The organism is Pseudomonas protegens (genome assembly GCF_003363755.1).
Taxonomy (GTDB): domain Bacteria; phylum Pseudomonadota; class Gammaproteobacteria; order Pseudomonadales; family Pseudomonadaceae; genus Aquipseudomonas; species Aquipseudomonas danubii.
Genome location: NZ_CP031396.1, coordinates 3,343,832 through 3,361,062, shown reverse-complemented (window position 1 = coordinate 3,361,062; position 17,231 = coordinate 3,343,832). Strand labels below are relative to the sequence as shown.

Sequence of the window (17,231 nt, the reverse complement as noted above, 5' to 3'; positions counted from 1 at the left end):
GATTACTCGTTCAATAGCGAAGAAGCCAGAAGTTGGCCGGATGCTGTGCGCCATTTCCACCGAACGGTGTGCCTTTGCCGCTTTTGGTCGCAACTTCGAACTGGCCTTGGGTGGCGCCCGACGGCTTGATCAGGCCGCCGCCCAGGCCACCGTTGGTATTGGCCGGATTGCTCATGTCGAACATCCCCGATCCCTGTTGGTTCTTGGTCAGTTTGCCGCTGCCATTTTTGACTTCGAACACGTGGTAGTTGCCGGCTTTGTCCTTGGCGATGATATCTGCCCTGATGCGGTAGGACTTCTGGGTGACAGGATGCTTGACCTTCATGGTCAATTCTTCCCCTACCACCGTGAAACCGTTCCTCTCGAGGTCGGCCTTGGCCTTTGTGGTGCCCCTTCTGCCGCTGTAGGCCGATTTGCAGATCCAGCCCAGCGGGTCGATCCAGCCGATGGGGTTGGGAGCATAGTGATAAAGGTTCAAGCCTCCGGCCAGGCCGATGGGGTCCGGCGTGGTGAAGCGCCCGATATCCGGGTCGTAGAAACGGAACGTGTTGAAGTGCAGCCCGGTCTCGCGGTCCAGGTACTGGCCCTGGAACCTGAGATTCTGTTCCTCGATGTAGTAGGGCTCGCGTATTTCTTCGAGGGTGTTGCCCCAGACCTGATAGCGGGCCTGCCAGACGCTGTGGCCGTCAGGCTCGCACAGCTGGTGAGGCAGGCCATTCAGGTCGTTGTGGTAGTAGCGGATCTTCTGCTGCGCGCCGAGGCCATCGACCCGCGCCAGGGGCGCGTGGCCCAGGTCTTCATAGACATAGAGGCTGGTCTGTTGATTGCGCTGTTCCTGCAGCAGCCGCAGGCCATCCCAGATGAATCGGGTTTCACCCAGAAGGTTGCCCTGGCTGTCGTACTCACGCTTGCTGATGCGTCGACCCAGGACGTCGTAACGCATCCTGACCAGGGTTTCGCCGCTGGCGGTCTGATTGCGCACTTCGATCAAGCGGTGTTCGGCATCGTAGGCAAACCGTTGCACGCCTCGCCGACCACTGCGTTTTTCAATCATTCGCCCAAAGGCATCGTAGCGGTAGCGCTTGTCCTGGTAGGTCAGCAACTTGTTGTGCACCACCAGCCCGGCGCCTGCTTTCGGGCCGTCAAGCAAATTGGCGGCGGCGTCGTAGGCGAAGGTTTCCTTCTGGCCCTGCAGGCCGTCCTGGCTGGCGATGATTCGCCCGGTCGCGTCGTAATGGAACAGTTGCCGATATTGCCCGTTGACATGCCGCTCGGCCAGGCCCACCAGGTTATCGCTGTCGTCGTACTCGAGGTGCCGTTCCGGGGCTGTCGGCAAGGTGTTTGCCAGCAGGCTGGAATGCCGCAGGCGTGCGCGCAGGCGGCCACAACGGTCGTATTCGCTGTGGGTGCTGATCTGACCCTGGGTGCGCAGCACTTCACGGTGCAGGCGATCACGTTGAAAATCGCTGATTACCTGGCCATCGAGATTGATCTGGTGCAGATGGCCGCTGCCGTAATAGAGCCGATTGAGCCAGCGCGCGTCCGGTAGCTGGGTCTGAGTCAGATTGCCCAGTTCGTCGTATCGGTGTTTCAGGCTGCCGGCCGCTGTGTGTTCTTCGAGTAATTGGCCCAGGGCGTCGTAGCTGAAACTCAGTGCCTGCTGGTTGCCGAGGTTGTCGGTAAAGCTGGCGGCGGTCAGTTGGTTCAAGGGATCGTAGGTGTATTGGCTGCGCCCATCGTCCGTGATCTTGGCCAGCAGCCGCCCCACGGCATCGCGCTCGAACCTGTGGATGATCGGCGCGACTGGTTGCGCGGGCACGGCGCTCAGTCCGGTGCCATAAGGCGCGGCATGGGCCTGGAGTTCGACGACGTTGTTCAGTGGGTCATAGCCATAGCGCTTGGCACTGCCGTCGAGGTCCTGCTGTTCGCTCAGACGGTTGCCGGCATCCCAGGCAAAGCGATAGCTTTCGCCGTTTTCGTTGGTGAGTGCCAGCAGCCGTCCGAACGCGTCATAGTCGAACCGGACCTGCCGGCCGTGGGCGTCGGTGCGCTGGCGTATCTGCCCGCGCCGGTTGTACTGGTAGAGCGTGGTGTAGCCGGACGGGTCGGTGTAGCCCTGCAGTTGGCCGTTGCTGCTGCGTTGAAAATGCTCGGCGCGGCCATCGGCCAGTTGGCTGCTCAGCAACCGTCCCTGGCCGTCGTAATGGAACCGGGTGTACTCGCCAAGGGCATCGATGATGGCTTTCACGTTGCCACGTCGATCGTATTCGAAGCGGGTCGGATAGCCCGAGCAATCCAGGTGTTCAAGCAGTTGTCCGGACGAGTTCCAGCGCATCTTCCGGCTTCTTCCTGCGGCATCGATGATCTCCACCACCTGCCCGTGTGCGTCGTGGCGGTACTGAGTCACCTGGCCTAACGGGTCTGTTTCGGCGATGCAATTGCCTCGGGGGTCGTAGCGCAAGTGCCAGCTTTTGCCGGCAGGGTCGGTCAGGGTCTGTGGCAGCGACCAGTGCTCCAGCCACAAGGTCGAGTGGCTGTGTCCCAGAGGATCGGTCTCGGCGATCAGGTTGCCGGTTTCGTCGTAGCTATAGGCATAGCGCCCTCCCAAGGGGTCGGTGGCGCTGAGCAGTTGGCGTTCGTCGTTCCACTCGAAGGCCCATGTCTGGTTGAGGTTGTCGGTGTACTCGACGATCTGCAACTGGCTGTTCCAGCGACGGCGGCTGAGGCGTTGCAGGCTGTCGGTGACCTGGGTGATTCCGGCCTCCAGATCATAGTCGTACTGATAGCTATCGCCTTCGTCGGTCCAGTGACGGGTCACTCGCCACTGCTGGTCGGCGAACAGTGTCCACTGGTAGAAGCAGCGCAGTCCGGTGGCCAACTGGTGCTCGGTCATCCGGTGGCCGGCGTCATAGGCGAAGCGCCGCTGGACCTGCCCTTCGCTATCGCGGACCTGTGCCAGGTTCCCTGCGGCATCGTAGTCATAGCTGACCATCACTTCCCGTTGCTGGTCGGGGTACAGCCGTTCAACCTGGGCAATCCGACCGGGCCAGCGCGTGCTGTAGCCCAGTTCGAGCTGCGCCTGTTCAAAGGTATCGCGCAGCAGCCAGAGCCGCCCGGACGAGTCGTATTCCAGGTGCAGGCGATTGTCGTTGCGGTCCCCCAGCTGGCTCAGGCGCAACCGCGAAGGGTCGCCCGCCAGCGGCTCGAACAGACGGTAGAGGCCGTCGCTGCTTTCGATCAGCAACTGCCCGTTGTCGTTGCGTCGCACGCTCAAGCCTTCACCGGGGCTGAAGGCTCCGCCGCCCAGGGCAATGGCACCCATGTCGATGCGGCGTCCCTGCTCATCAATGTAGAGCAGGCGTTCGCCGCCCTCGGGATGGGGCTCGATCTGGATGCTGACCTCGTAAGGCAGGCTCCAGCCGGCCCCGAGCAGGCCGTCACGGCGTTCGTCGCGGCTGTTGTAGCAGCGTTGCCATTCGATGGGCATCAGCCCTGGCAGGGTGAAATCCAGATCGTCGTCGGCCCCGAGCACCTTGGCCCCGGTTGCGGCATGCACCGGATGGGTCGAGGCGACGACGGCCTGGGTCAGCGCATTGGTCGCCTGGCTGACTACAAACGAATTGACCCCGGCCATCAGCATGCACGGCAGGTTGCTGAGGAACTTGCCCTTGCCGCCCTTGAGCATCATCAGCGCGCTCACCGCCAGGCCAACCCCCGGGGTCTTGCCGCTGCGGATCTCGCGCACCACCACCGAGCCGCCACCGATGGTCACGTCGGGAGAGATCGGTCCGGCGGACACCACCTTGGCGTCGCAGGTGCTGCGGTCGCCGCTGCGCACCGCCGGCTGGCCGTCGATGCTGACCTTCTCCGAGCCTTCGGCCAGGTACTGCAGGGGCATCGGCGGGTGCTTGGTGCAGGTCACCAGGTCCAGTTCCTTGGTCTGCGAGCCGGGCGCCGGGGAGGCCACGGTGGGCCGCCACATCTGCGAGAAGAATTCCTTGGCCATGTCGAGAAAGCCCGGGCCTTCTTCCGGGGTCGCCGAAGGGGTGTCGGTGGCTTCGCCTTCTTCGGCGCCGTCGCCGTTGATATGCGACGGCGGGGCGATACCGGCCGCGCGGGCCGCCGGCTTGTTGTTGGTCAGGACCTTTTTCGAACCGCTGGCGATGGTGGCCTGGATCGAGGGCGGGAACAGGGCATTGGCGATGCCCTCGCATAAATTGCTCAAGCCCTTGTCGGCGCCGGTCTTGCTCATGACCACGCCGACCACCACGCCCACCACCAGCCCCAGTACGCAGGCACCGAGGCCGCCGGTGGCCACGGTGATGCCCGCCGCCGCGGCCACCGCCATGGTCGCCAGGGCGCCGATGGCGACGTTGGCCGCCACCTCCAGCACGCCGCCGAGGATGTCGGCCATCATCGAGGTGTGTTCCAGCCCGTCGCCCAGTCGGGCGGCCCACAGCGCGTCAGACATGCCCCGGTCTCAGCCCAGCACCAGGCTGTGCTTGATCTGCGCCCAATGCGCGGCTTCGGCGTCGCCGAGTTTCTGCGCCTTGACGTAGCTCATGGCGAGCATCTGCCGGGTGCCCGGCAGCACCAGGGCCAGCTGGAACTGGAACACCTTTTCGCTGCCCTTGCTGAACTGGCTGCGCAGCTCCAGGCCCGGAATGTCCTGGGCCGGGCCCAGCAGCACCGGCTGCGGACCCTTGACCCGCAGTTCCTGCACTTGCTGTTCCAGCCGCTGCAACTGGCTGGCCAGGCTGCTCTCCAGGGTTTCGCCGTCGCCCAGCAGGCTGCGGCTGACGATCAGCGAAGTGCCTAGGGCCGGGAACTTGAGGATGTTGATCGAGGCGTCCTGCAGTTCGCCGGCAGGGGGCTGGAACTGCAATTCATTGAGGCGATAGGTCATGGCATGGGCATCCGTTCGTTAGCCTTTGGGGGCGGAAAAGGGGGCTTTGGCCTTGGCGCTGATGGCGCCCTGCGCACCCTGGCCCTCGGTGGTGGTGCCCGGGCCGCCGCCGTTGTTCAGGTGCAGCACGCCACCGGTATTGATCTCGGCATCGGCCGAGGCATGCACGCTGATGTTGACCCCGCACAGGTTGATCTGGCCGCTGGCATTGAGCTCCAGGATGCTGGCCCCGCACACCAGGCGCAGGCGTTCGCCGACCTCGATCACGTAGCTCTGGCCGATGCTGTCGAGCTTCTTCTCGCCCACCGTCAGCTCATCCACGTGCTGGACGATGCGCGTGCGCTTGTTGCCGATGGTCACGTACTCGTCGTGGCCGATGCTCTTGTTGCGGTTGTTGCCCACCGAGTGGCTTTCGTTGACCTCGACCACGATGTCCTGGTTGCGCTCGGCATGGATGTACAGCTGCTCGGCGCCCTTTTTGTCTTCCATGCGGATTTCGTTGAAGTTGGCCGGGCTGCCGCCCTTGCTCGAACGACTCTTCATCCCGCTCTGGGTGGCGTTGGCCGGCAGGTCGTAGGGCACGGTCTGCTCGGCGTTGTACACCCGGCCGGTGATGATCGGGCGGTCGGGGTCGCCTTCGAGGAAGCTGACGATCACTTCCTGGCCGATGCGCGGGATCTGCATCGAGCCCCAGTTCTTGCCGGCCCAGGCCTGGGACACGCGTATCCAGCACGAGCTGTTCTCGTTGGACTGGTCGTGGCGGTCCCAATGGAAGTGCACCTTGACCCGGCCATATTGGTCGGTCCAGATCTCTTCCCCGGCCGGGCCCACCACCCGCGCGGTCTGCGGGCCCTGGACGATGGGTCGCTGGGTCTTGGCCAGGGGGCGGAAACTCTGCTGGGCGTCGATGCAGGTCAGGTGGCTTTCGAACTGTGCCGAGCCGCCGCTGCCGCCGGTCTCCAGGCTCTCCTGGACCACGTAGTAGTGGATGCCGACGATCAGGTACTCGCGGTTCTGGTCCTGGCGGCTGAAGCCGGTGAGGTTGAACAGGTTGCCCACCCCGAGGCCACGGGCATTGCCGCTCAGTTCGATGCGCTCGTGCAGGCTTTGCAGGGCTTCGATGCGGGTCTGCGCGTAGTGCTCGCCGTCGCTGCTCTGCACGTAGGTGCCGGGGTAATCGTAAAGCGGGTAGTCGCCGGCGCTGTGGGGGCGCGGCATGGCCGAGCGCACGTCGATCCGTGCGCTGGGGCGCTGGAAGTCGTAGTCGTTGAGCTCAAGGGAGCCGGGCTGGACTTCCTGGGCCAGGTGCCAGTCGAAGATGTGGTCGCGCTCGCGCTGTTGCTCGTCCCGGGGGTAGTAGGGCACCGAGGCGTAGCCGGGCACGCTGCTGTGGGCGCCGTAGGCGTCAGCCAGCACCAGCACGTGGCGGTCCTTCTCGTGGCGGAAGAAGTAGTAGATGCCTTCCTGTTCCATCAGCCGGCTGACGAAGTCGAAGCTGGTCTCGCGGTACTGCACGCAGTATTCCCACTCCCGATAGGGACGGCTCAGGGCGTCTTCGAAATCGGAAAAGCCCAGGTCGCGAAACACCTGCTTGATGATCTGCGGGATGCTCAGGTGCTGGAAAATCCGGCAGTCGGAGGTGCGGCTGAGCAGCCACAGCCAGGGGCGCAGGGTCACCTGGTAACTGGCGAACTGGCCGCTGTCGACGTTCTGGCTGCAGCGGGCCACGATGCCGTGGAAATAGCGCTGGCTGCCGTCGTCCAACTGCACGCTCAGGCCCATGGGTTTGCCCAGCAGATGGTTGAGGTCGATGTTGGCGTCGCTGGAAGTCAGCTGCAGCTGGTAATCGAACAAGCGCCCCAGCTCTTCGCCGCCGCCCATGCTGTTGAGCAGCAGGACGTCCGGTCCCAGTGGGCAATTGACCTGTGCCAGTCGTGTGGATTGCTGAAATAGCATCGTCAGTCTCGTTGAATGCGTGGTGTGCCTGAACACTGCGTCCGGCGCGCTCCCTGTAGCCGCTGCCGCAGGCTGCGACAAGGCCCGAAGGGCCTTCTCTGGCCCTCAAGGGCGCGACCGCTGCGGCGCAGTGCCGCCCAGCTCGTTCGCAGCCTGCGGCAGCGGCTACAGGGAACCCGGGCTCAGGCCGGCTCGCTGAAGTCGTAGTGCAATTCGTTGTCCCGCTGGCGAATGCGCACCCCGGCCAGCGCGCGGCCTTCGAGCATGCGGGTGAGGAACTCGCGGCTCATGTCCGGCAGCAGGCTGTTGGTGAGGATGGCGTCGATCATGCGGCCACCACTCTCGGTCTCGGTGCAACGGGAAACGATCAGGTCGATGACCTCGTCGTCGAAATCGAAATCCACCTTGTGGGTGCTTTCCACGCGCTTCTTGATCCGTCCCAGTTGCAGGCGGGTGATCGCCTTGAGCATGTCGTCGCTCAGCGGGTAGTAGGGGATGGTCACCAGGCGCCCCAGCAGCGCCGGCGGGAATATCTCCAGCAATGGCTGGCGCAGGGCCTTGGCGATCTCTTCCGGCTCGGGCAGGGTCTGCGGGTTCTTGCAGACGTTGGCGATCAGCTCGGTGCCGGCGTTGGTGGTGAGCAGGATCAGGGTGTTCTTGAAGTCGATCATGCGGCCTTCGCCGTCTTCCATGACGCCTTTGTCGAACACCTGGAAGAAGATCTCGTGCACATCCGGGTGGGCCTTTTCCACTTCGTCCAGCAGCACCACGCTGTACGGCTTGCGCCGCACCGCTTCGGTGAGCACGCCGCCTTCGCCGTAGCCGACATAGCCCGGCGGGGCGCCCTTGAGGGTGGACACGGTGTGGGCTTCCTGGAACTCGCTCATGTTGATGGTGATGACGTTCTGCTCACCGCCGTACATGGCTTCGGCCAGGGCCAGGGCGGTTTCGGTCTTGCCCACCCCGGAGGTGCCCGCCAGCATGAATACGCCAATCGGCTTGTTGGGGTTGTCGAGGCCGGCGCGGGAGGTCTGGATGCGCTTGGCGATCATCTGCAGGGCGTGGTCCTGGCCGATGATGCGTTTCTTCAAGTGCTGGTCGAGGTTGAGCACGGTTTCCAGCTCGTTGCGGGCCATGCGGCCCACGGGAATCCCGGTCCAGTCGGCGACCACCGAGGCCACCGCCTGGTAATCCACGGTCGGCAGAATCAACGGGGTTTCGCCTTGCAGGGCCGTCAGGCGCTGTTGCAGGTCCAGCAGCTTTTCCCGCAGGCCGTGGCTTGCGTCGCCAACGTCGCTGTCCACCAGGCCGACGTTTTCCCGCAGTTGGGCGCGGGTCGCCAGCAGTTCGTCCACCAGGGTCTTCTCTTGCGCCCAGCGGCTTTCCAGTTCGGCCAGGCGCTCGCGCTCGGCAGCCAGGAGGTTTTCGCTGTTGACCTGACGGTTGCCGATGGCCACGCCGATCGCCTGTTCCCGGGCGATGATCTGTAGTTCGGTTTCCAGGGCCTCGATGCGCCGGCGGCTGTCGTCCACCTCGGCCGGCACCGCGTGCAGGCTGATGGCGACGCGGGCGCAGGCGGTGTCCAGCAGGCTGACGGATTTGTCTGGCAACTGGCGCGCCGGAATGTAGCGATGGGACAGTTTGACCGAGGCTTCCAGGGCTTCGTCGAGGATCTGCACCTGATGGTGCTGCTCCATGGTCGAGGCCACGCCGCGCATCATCAGCAGCGCCTTGTCTTCCGACGGCTCGGCCACTTGCACCACCTGGAAGCGCCGGGTCAGGGCCGGGTCTTTCTCGATGTGCTTCTTGTACTCGGCCCAGGTGGTGGCGGCCACGGTACGCAGGGTGCCGCGGGCCAGGGCGGGTTTGAGCAGGTTGGCCGCATCGCCGGTGCCGGCGGCGCCACCGGCGCCCACCAGGGTGTGGGCTTCGTCGATGAACAGGATGATCGGCTTGGGCGAAGCCTGGACGTCTTCGATGACCTGGCGCAGGCGCTGTTCGAACTCGCCCTTCATGCTGGCACCGGCCTGCAGCAGGCCGACGTCGAGGCTGCGCAGTTCGACATCCTTGAGCGCGGGCGGCACGTCGCCGGCGACGATGCGCAGGGCGAAACCTTCCACCACCGCGGTCTTGCCGACCCCGGCTTCGCCGGTGAGGATCGGGTTGTTCTGGCGGCGGCGCATGAGGATGTCCACCAGTTGGCGAATCTCTTCGTCACGGCCGACGATGGGGTCGAGCTTGCCGCTACGGGCCTGCTCGGTGAGGTCGACGGTGAAGCGCTTGAGGGCTTCCTGCTTGCCCAGGGCGCTGGGGGCCATGGCGCCGCTGGCTTCGCCCGGCACCGCGCCGGCAGTGAAACCGTCGCTGGCGCTCAGGGCGTTTTCCGGCGAGTCGCCGATGTACTCGTCAAAACGCTCGCACAGGGCCTCGATCTTGATCTTGTCGAACTCCCGGGACAGCCCCAGCAGCGCGTGGCGCAGGCTCGGCGTCTTGAGGATGCCGATCACCAGGTAGCCGGTGCGCACCTGGCTTTCGCCGAACATCAGGCTGCCGTAGACCCAGCCGCGTTCCACCGCTTCCTCGACGTGGGACGACAGGTCGGTGATCGAGGTCGAGCCCCGGGGCAGGCGATCCAGGGCTTCGGTCAGGTCCTTGGCCAGGCGCGCCGGCTCCAGGTTGAACTGGCGGATGATGCGGTGCAGGTCCGAGTCCGTAAGTTGCAGCAACTGGTGCAGCCAGTGGGCCAGTTCCACATAGGGATTGCCCCGCAACTTGCAGAAGACCGTGGCGGCTTCGATGGCTTTGTAGGCAACGCTGTTGAGTTTGCCGAACAGCGCCGCGCGACTGATTTCACCCATGCTCTGTGCTCCTTGGTGTACGTGAGGTAGTGGCCAGGTCGGCGTAGTGCCGGGCCAGTATGAGATCCTTGGCATCACTGCCGGGTTGACCGAGCCAGGTGTTGAAACCCAGGCGCTGGCGGCCGTTGAGTTGCAGCCTGGGCACTTCGTCCTTGAGCAGGACCAGGTTCAGGTCCCAGTCCAGCTCGAAGCCCAGGTATTCGGCGACCCAGGCCACCAGTTCCTTGAACGGCTGGCCGTCGGGCAGCATCCCTTGGTAGTCCTCCAACTTCAGCGGACCCAGGCGAATGCGGAATTTGTGCTGGCGGTCCCAGACGTGGCTGCCCAGGCAGAAGTCCACCCCCAGCTGATGGGACTGCACCCCGACCCGGCTGCGCTCGGGCAACTCCAGCCACTGGCCGACGTATTCCTCGATCGCCACCGGCAGGCCGAAGTACTCGCCGATGATGGCGCGCAGGCCGTCCGGGTAGCGGGTCTGGGCCGCCAGGTGGCCGCTGTAGTGCAGCTTGGCGGTGTCGGGAATCAACCCCTGCTTGAGCAGGCTGGGCATGCCCCGGCCACTCAGGGCCGCCAGGCGCGCGGACCAGTAGTCGTCGTCCGGGCGGTCGTGGCTCACCGTCGGCCGGGCTTCGGCCCAGGCGCGGTAGAACAGGCTCAGCAGGCGATGGTGGAACACATCGAGAAAGCGCTTGCTGGTGCTGTCGGCGTTGTTGCGCTGGCGTTCGCGCACGTACTCGGTGACGTGCAGCGGCAGGGGGCCGTTGGGGCCGCCCAGGCCGAAGAAGAACTGCTCCAGGCGCGTGGCCGCGCCGTCGCTGCCCGGGGTGACCGAAGCCAGGGTCGAGGGCGCGAAGGTGCAATCGGCCTGCTGGCCCAGGCGCAGCGGATCGTCCGCCAGGCGCAGGGAGTGACCGAAGCGCGGCAGTTGCGGCGACAGGCATTCGATACGCCGCAGGGCCTGGAAGAAGTCGTACTCCCAGGGCTCGGCGTGCATCGCCGTCAGCGTATTCAAAGAGTCGGACGACGTCCGGGCTTGGCTTTCCATCGCATGATCTCGCCGCGTTCGGTGGTACGGATCACCGTCTCGGTAAAACTGTTGATCGACACGTAACGTGCCAGGAAGCGCTCGAAGACCGCGCCGAGCAGGAACACCCCGGTGCCGCGAAACGCGTTTTCGTCGAATTGCAGGGTGATCTCCAGGCCCCGGCCGAAGACGATCGGCCCGGGCATCGGCAGGCGCCGGGTCACCGCCTTGCTGCTGACTTCCCGCAGGCCCTCGATCTGCAATTGCAGGGCCGCGTCGTTGCTGTCGCCGTACAGCCGCAACAGCTCGCGCAGGGCCGCTGCGCCCTGGCCCTGTTCGCTCAGGGACAGGTAGTTCAGCGACAGCTGGCTGATCAGGCGCCAGGCCTTGCCGTCATGGGCGTGGCTGGGGCGTGGTCGGCTGGGGCCGGCCAGGCAGCGGATGGCCTGCACCGGGGCGCTGTCGGCCAGGGTGAAGTCGGTCTTGGCGTTGCCGGTGTTCATGAACAGCGGCAGGTCGCGGTTGGTGCACAGGGCGCTGACCCCGAGCTGGCGCAAGTCATGGCGGTAGGGCGCCTGCTGGCTGTCCACCAGGCTGACGAAGGATTCGCTGCCGATGTAAGTGGAGCGCGGGCCGTTGCGGCGCTGGTCGCTGGACAGCACCCGGGGTTCGCGGCGGACGATGTAGTAAGCCTGGTCGCGGCCGTAGCGGGACGGGTCGCGCACCGCGTAGAACGGCAGGAATGGCTGCTCCGGCCCGGTGCCGTGGCCACTGATGGCGGTCAGCGAGTGCACTTCGAAATCCATGGGCCGGGTGCGGTCGGCGATCACATGGTGCTCGTTGACCCGGTCGGACAGGTGGATGCGGTCCAGGCGCTTGGGAAACAGGTTGATCGCCGGGGTGCAGAAGGGCACGAACTGGGCGGTGCCGACGCTGCCTTCCAGGCTCTGGTCGAAGCGCTCGAAGAGTACGATCAGCTCCAGCTCCTGGCCGGCGCAGCGTTGTACCGCACGGCCCAGCTGGGCGAATTCGACGAACAGGAAGCGGTTGGGCAGGGCGAAGTATTCCTGCAGCAGGCGATAACCCTGGAAGGCCTGGGGCACCACCGGCAGGGCCGCGTCACGGTCGTCGAAGCCACGGGAGCGCAGGGCGTCCAGTGGCAGGCGCTCGACCCAGTCGCTGCCCGGAGCCCGGGCGAACACCGCACAGGCGTTGCCCAGCAACTGTTCGTAGAGACGGAACGGCAGCTCGTCGTTGCCATTCAGGTACAGCGGCAACTGCTCCAGGGCCAGGCTGTTGAACGGCAGTTCGGCGCCGGTGCGCAGGGTCAGGCGCAGCCCGGCCTTGGCCTTGGGCTCGTTGGCGGCCAGGCGTCCGAGCACCGCTGCCGGGTTGCCGAAGTATTCGGCCTGGCTGACTTGCAGCGGCCACAGCGTCACCGCGTGGGCGGTGCGGTACTCGCAGCAGGTCTGGGTGTCGCGGCTCAGGGCGGCCCGCAGGCTGGTGTCGCGCTCCAGGGTGAAGCCGCTGCTCAGGGAGCCTTCATCGGGATCGGCCTGCAACTGCACCACGGTCATCGACGGGGTCGGCGCCAGGTAGTGCGGGTAGGCGATCTCCAGTAGGTTGTGGGTGAAGGTCGGGTACTCGGCATCGAGCTTCAACTGCACCCGGGCGGTCAGATAGGCGAAGCCTTCCAGCAGGCGCTCGACATAGGGGTCGGCGCAGTCCATGCCCGACAGGGTCAGGCGGCTGGCGATCTTCGGGTATTCCTTGGCGAACTCCGCGGCGCTTTCGCGCACGTGGTGCAGTTCCTGGTTGTACAGCTCCAACAGGCGCGGATTCATGAGCGCCTCCGGGAGTCGGCTTGCACCACCCGGACATGCCCGGATTCCAGGTCCATGTCGGTTTGCAGCAGCAGGCGCAGGGGCATCGGCTGGGCCCACAGATCGCCCTCGATCTCGAAGCTCAGGGCGTTGTGGTTCATCTCGCCGGGCGCGGTGCGCGCACGAACCCGCAAGGTGCTGCGCAGGATGCGTGGTTCAAAGGTGGCGATGGCCTGGTGGATCAGGCTTTCCAGGGCCGGAATATCGATGCTCGACGCGCTGTACCCGGCCAGGGCCGGCAAGCCGTAGTTGACCACCGACGTACCGGCGGGGGTGTGCAGGGTGGCATCGGCTTCCAGCAGGGAAGTGGTGTTGAGCAGCCATGCCAGGTCGCGCAGTACCGAGGCCTTGAGCTGGCTCAGGGACAGCACGCGCTTGTCCGGGCTTTCTTTCAGGTTGCCGGGTTCATCGTCGGTCAGACGATCCAGCAAAGAGGGTTGCAAGCGATCGCGGGCGGCGATGTCGGTTACCAAAGGGTTCGCTCCAGGATCGGATTGCGCAGGCATGACGTCACGAAAAGGGGCACAGGCGCACACCCCTGTAGCCGCTGCCGCAGGCTGCGAACGAGGACAACGTCCTCGCAACCCGGGCCAAGCATGCAGCATGGCCCGGATCTTTCGCCGCCGCGGCGCGACCGCAGCGGATCAGCGCTTGGTGTTCGAGCGGATGTTCCAGCCGTACTTGATCGGGCCGCCGTCCTTGGTACCGTCGGCTTTCTGCGGCTGGTACTCGACCATCACCTGAGCGAAGTTCAGGGTGATGTTTTCGGTCAGGCGGTCATCGCTGCCCGAGCCGCCGGTGCTCAGCGAGGTGATCAGCACTTCTTCCAGGTCGATGATCATGTACTCGACCTGGCTTTCGCCGCCGGCCTTGCGCACGGTCAGGCGCACCTTGTCGATGTGCTTGCCGCTGGAGCAATGCATCATCAGGTTCGGCGAGGCCTTGTCGACGTACTTGGTCAGCGACAGGTCCTGGATGTTCACCTTGCCCGCACCGCCGCCGCCACCCACGTGCATGTTGCCGGACTGGGACATGCCCCAGCTCCAGTTCAGCACGTCGATTTCGTCTTTGTGGGCTTTGTCCATGGACTCGCCCTTGATGTCACCGATCTTGATGAAAATATCAACAGCCATGTTTTCTCCCTGTGTGGCACTTGCCACGATGTTGATTCAGCGTCTGGCGCCGCTGCGCGAGGCCCTGGGGACCTTGCGCGGCTTGTGGCGACGGCGACAGGTTTGAGTCGGTTATGGGTCAGGCGCCCTTGGCGGACGGCAGTTTGGATACCAGGCGCAACGACACGGTCAGCCCTTCGAGCTGGTAGTGCGGGCGCAGGAAGAACTTCGAGTTGTAGTAGCCCGGGTTGCCTTCGACTTCCTCGACCACCACTTCCGCCGCGGCCAGTGGGTGCTGGGCCTTGGTGGTTTCGGTGGAGTGCGCCGGATCACCGTCGACGTAGTTGAGGATCCAGTCCTGCAGCCAGCGCTGCATCTCGTCCTTCTCTTTGAAGGAGCCGATCTTGTCGCGCACGATGCACTTCAGGTAATGGGCGAAGCGGCAGGTGGCGAACAGGTACGGCAGGCGCGCGGCCAGGTTGGCGTTGGCGGTGGCGTCCGGGTCGTCGTACTCGGCGGGCTTCTGCAGCGACTGGGCGCCGATGAAGGCAGCGAAGTCGGTGTTCTTCTTGTGCAGCAGCGGCATGAAGCCGTTCTTCGCCAGTTCCGCTTCACGGCGGTCGGAGATGGCGATCTCGGTCGGGCACTTCATGTCCACGCCACCGTCGTCGGTGGGGAAGGTGTGGGCCGGGAGGTTTTCCACCTCGCCACCGGATTCCACGCCGCGAATCCGCGAGCACCAGCCGAAATGCTTGAACGAACGGTTGATGTTCACCGCCATGGCGTAGGCCGCGTTGGCCCAGGTGTACTTGGAGCTGTCGGCGCCGTCGGTGTTTTCTTCGAAGGCGAAGGCTTCCACCGGGTCGGTCTTGGCGCCGTACGGCAGGCGCGCCAGGAAGCGCGGCATGGTCAGGCCGATGTAGCGCGAGTCTTCCGATTCACGCAGCGAACGCCAGCCGGCGTATTCCGGGGTGGTGAAGATCTTGGTCAGATCGCGCGGGTTGGACAGTTCCTGCCACGAACCCATGCCCATCACGGTCGGCGAAGCCGCGGCGATGAACGGGGAGTGCATGGCGGCGCAGACTTTCGACAGCTCGCCCAAGAGCTCGACATCCGGTGGCGACTGGTCGAAATAGTAGTCGCCCACCAGGCAGCCGTAAGGCTCGCCGCCGAACTGGCCGTATTCCTCTTCGTACATTTTCTTGAACAGCGGGCTCTGGTCCCAGGCCGTGCCCTTGAATTTCTTCAGGGTCTTGTGCAGCTCCGGCTTGGAGATGTTGAGCACGCGGATCTTCAGCTGCTCGTCGCTCTCGGTGTTGTTGACCAGGTAGTGCAAGCCACGCCAGGCGCTTTCCAGTTTCTGGAATTCCGGGTGATGGATCACCTGGTTGACCTGGGCGGTGAGCTTGGCGTCGATGGCGGCGATGATCGACTCGATCGACTTGATGGCGTCGTTGGACACCAGGTCGGTCTGCGCCAGGGCCTGTTCGGCCAGGGTCCGCACGGCGGTTTCCACGGCTTCGCGAGCACGCTCGGTCTTGGGTTTGAATTCCTGCAGCAGCAGCGAAGCGAATTCGCTGGCCTGCTCGGTGGCGCCGGGTTGGGCCTGATTGTCACGCATCAATTCGGTCATGATCGTTGGTCCTGATTTACGCGTTCGGCTCGGAGTCCACAGGTTTTGGCGCACTCGCCAGGGCCTGGAGCAACGCCGGATCCTTGATGGCTTTCATGATGATTTCTTCAGCGCCGGTCTTGCCGTCCATGTAGGTCAGCAGGTTGGCCAGTTGGGTACGGGCCTCCAGCAGCTGGTTCAGGGAGTCGACCTTGCGTGCCACCGCGGCGGGGCTGAAGTCGTCCATGCTCTCGAAGGTGATGTCCAGGCTCAGGTTGCCTTCGCCGGTCAGTTCGTTGGGCACGTGGAACGCGACCCGTGGCTGCATGGCCTTGAGGCGCGAGTCGAAGTTGTCGACGTCGATTTCCAGGAACTTGCGATCGGCCACCGCCGCCAGAGGCTCTGCAGGCTTGCCGGCCAGGTCAGCCATCACGCCCATGACGAAGGGCAGCTGGACCTTTTTCTCGGCGCCGTAGAGTTCGACGTCGTACTCGATCTGCACCCGGGGCGCGCGGTTGCGCGCGATGAACTTTTGAGAACTTTGCTTCGCCACGTTGTGCTCCTGGTCGCTGTTGCGACGGTGTTGGCGTCGGTCGGTGATTGCCGCTGACGATACTGTTCGGCCGTACCGGGGTTAGTCGGATTCGGGGCCGCGCAGGTTTTCAAATTGGGACATGCCATCGGGAATCAGGTTGCGCACGATGGCCGCGAAATCGGCGTTGACCAGATTCTTGGCTCGGTTGAGCAGCACCGGCAGCGGGCTCGAAGGCTCGTGACGGCTGTAGTAGGCCAGCAGCCGGTCAAGGCTGCGCAGCACGTCCTCACGGCTGTTGATCTCGCCGGAAATCCGCGTTGCGGCTGGCGCCACGGGCGCGTTGCCGGCCTCGTTCGCGGGGGCTTCGGCGGGCTCATCGGCCGGGCTTTCGCTGGTTTGCGGGGCGTGCAGGCTTAGCACCTGCAGCGCCAGGCGCAGGGGCTGCTTGAGGGCGCTGAGGTCAACGCCGCTGGCGGAACCCACTTGTTCGCTGACCTGCTTTTCGATGGATTCGGCCGCCGAGCGAGCGCTGCTCAAGGCGTGGCGAATGGCTTCCAGGTGCTCTGGGTCGCTGTCTTGCAGGGCCCCGGCCAAGTGATCGGAACCCAGGCTTTCGCCCGAGAAGTGCTGCAGGCCGGCGGCGTTCAGCGCCGCGCGCACGCTCACCGGGCCGAAGGTCCGGGAACGGGTGAGGATGGCTTCGCGCAACAGGCCGATAGTGGAGTCTGCTGCCAGGCCGGCCAGGGCATTGATCCGCACCGTGGGATCGTTGTCGTCGTCGGCGTCCAGGCGCGGGTGCAGCTCGGCCCAGTAATCACGGAGCAAACCGTTGATCAGGTCGAGACTGGTGGCCAGGCCCGGCAGGCCTTCAAGGGCCAGGGTACTTTGCAGGAGGAAATGGGTGATGCGCAGGTCTTTGCTGCGGGCCAGCAAGTCCAGGCTCTGTTGCTGGACGCTGCGCCAGTCCGGCGGCTCGGCCGGCAGGATCGAGTCGCCCATGCTGCGCTCGGGCTGGCCTTGTGCGGCCCGCTCCAAGTGCAAGAAATCCGCGTCATATTCCAGGTCTTCGCCACAAGGCGAAGTTGCTGAAATAGCGGCGAGCAACATCGGTACATCCACCTGGTTCGATCTCCCTATCAGCCTGCAGGACAGTCAGGCAATTAATGCACTAGTTGTTTGTGAACTCGCGCACATTTCTTGGTTAACATGGACTCATTGATACTAGTGAGCCATCATCCGTGTTCAAGAAGTTGTGCATTTTTGGTGTAGTAGTTGTGGCTTGTCAAGGTAAGCTATTCGCCCCGCATGACACTGTTATGTCGACTTACTTAGTTCCTTGACCGGC

General features: G+C 64.6%; 11 protein-coding genes. All 11 read right to left on the bottom strand.

The window, feature by feature from the left end; translation table 11 throughout:
- Positions 1–10: 10 nt before the first annotated feature.
- Positions 11–4,471, bottom strand: coding sequence for an RHS repeat-associated core domain-containing protein (locus DWF74_RS15135; RefSeq protein ID WP_115581216.1), 4,461 nt, complete (start codon positions 4,469–4,471; stop codon positions 11–13).
- Between the two features lie 9 nt (positions 4,472–4,480).
- Complete coding sequence (locus DWF74_RS15130; protein ID WP_060844974.1) at positions 4,481–4,906, bottom strand: DcrB-related protein; 426 nt, start codon at positions 4,904–4,906, stop codon at positions 4,481–4,483.
- A gap of 18 nt (positions 4,907–4,924) precedes the next feature.
- Entirely contained in the window at positions 4,925–6,862 is a 1,938-nt protein-coding gene (locus DWF74_RS15125; protein WP_115581215.1) for a type VI secretion system Vgr family protein, read from the bottom strand.
- A gap of 182 nt (positions 6,863–7,044) precedes the next feature.
- A complete protein-coding gene (tssH, locus tag DWF74_RS15120) occupies positions 7,045–9,720 on the bottom strand; it encodes a type VI secretion system ATPase TssH (protein ID WP_102862295.1) in 2,676 nt (891 codons plus the stop codon).
- A complete protein-coding gene (gene tssG / locus DWF74_RS15115; protein WP_115581214.1) occupies positions 9,713–10,765 on the bottom strand; it encodes a type VI secretion system baseplate subunit TssG in 1,053 nt (350 codons plus the stop codon). The genes tssH and tssG overlap by 8 nt, the downstream gene beginning before the upstream one ends.
- Complete coding sequence (gene tssF, locus DWF74_RS15110) at positions 10,729–12,588, bottom strand: type VI secretion system baseplate subunit TssF (protein ID WP_110652900.1); 1,860 nt, start codon at positions 12,586–12,588, stop codon at positions 10,729–10,731. Before tssF ends, tssG begins: the two co-directional genes overlap by 37 nt.
- A complete protein-coding gene (gene tssE, locus DWF74_RS15105; RefSeq protein ID WP_102862292.1) occupies positions 12,585–13,100 on the bottom strand; it encodes a type VI secretion system baseplate subunit TssE in 516 nt (171 codons plus the stop codon). The genes tssF and tssE overlap by 4 nt, the downstream gene beginning before the upstream one ends.
- A gap of 171 nt (positions 13,101–13,271) precedes the next feature.
- On the bottom strand, positions 13,272–13,760 hold the full coding sequence (locus DWF74_RS15100) for an Hcp family type VI secretion system effector (RefSeq protein ID WP_011064257.1): 489 nt from the start codon (positions 13,758–13,760) through the stop codon (positions 13,272–13,274).
- 118 nt (positions 13,761–13,878) lie between these two features.
- Positions 13,879–15,372: a type VI secretion system contractile sheath large subunit gene (gene tssC / locus DWF74_RS15095; protein ID WP_102862291.1), complete on the bottom strand. Its 1,494-nt coding sequence runs from the start codon at positions 15,370–15,372 to the stop codon at positions 13,879–13,881.
- A gap of 16 nt (positions 15,373–15,388) precedes the next feature.
- A complete protein-coding gene (tssB, locus tag DWF74_RS15090; RefSeq protein ID WP_025130792.1) occupies positions 15,389–15,904 on the bottom strand; it encodes a type VI secretion system contractile sheath small subunit in 516 nt (171 codons plus the stop codon).
- A gap of 81 nt (positions 15,905–15,985) precedes the next feature.
- Positions 15,986–17,005 (bottom strand): type VI secretion system protein TssA, encoded by a 1,020-nt coding sequence (gene tssA, locus DWF74_RS15085; RefSeq protein ID WP_102862290.1) that lies wholly within the window; start codon positions 17,003–17,005, stop codon positions 15,986–15,988.
- Between the last annotated feature and the right edge of the window lie 226 nt (positions 17,006–17,231).

Coding starts and splice junctions, on each gene's coding strand:
- DWF74_RS15135 (WP_115581216.1), bottom strand. CDS start 4,471: ATGTCTGACGCGCTGTGGGCCGCCCGACTGGGCGACGGGCTGGAACAC.
- DWF74_RS15130 (WP_060844974.1), bottom strand. CDS start 4,906: ATGACCTATCGCCTCAATGAATTGCAGTTCCAGCCCCCTGCCGGCGAA.
- DWF74_RS15125 (WP_115581215.1), bottom strand. CDS start 6,862: ATGCTATTTCAGCAATCCACACGACTGGCACAGGTCAATTGCCCACTG.
- tssH (WP_102862295.1), bottom strand. CDS start 9,720: ATGGGTGAAATCAGTCGCGCGGCGCTGTTCGGCAAACTCAACAGCGTT.
- tssG (WP_115581214.1), bottom strand. CDS start 10,765: ATGGAAAGCCAAGCCCGGACGTCGTCCGACTCTTTGAATACGCTGACG.
- tssF (WP_110652900.1), bottom strand. CDS start 12,588: ATGAATCCGCGCCTGTTGGAGCTGTACAACCAGGAACTGCACCACGTG.
- DWF74_RS15100 (WP_011064257.1), bottom strand. CDS start 13,760: ATGGCTGTTGATATTTTCATCAAGATCGGTGACATCAAGGGCGAGTCC.
- tssC (WP_102862291.1), bottom strand. CDS start 15,372: ATGACCGAATTGATGCGTGACAATCAGGCCCAACCCGGCGCCACCGAG.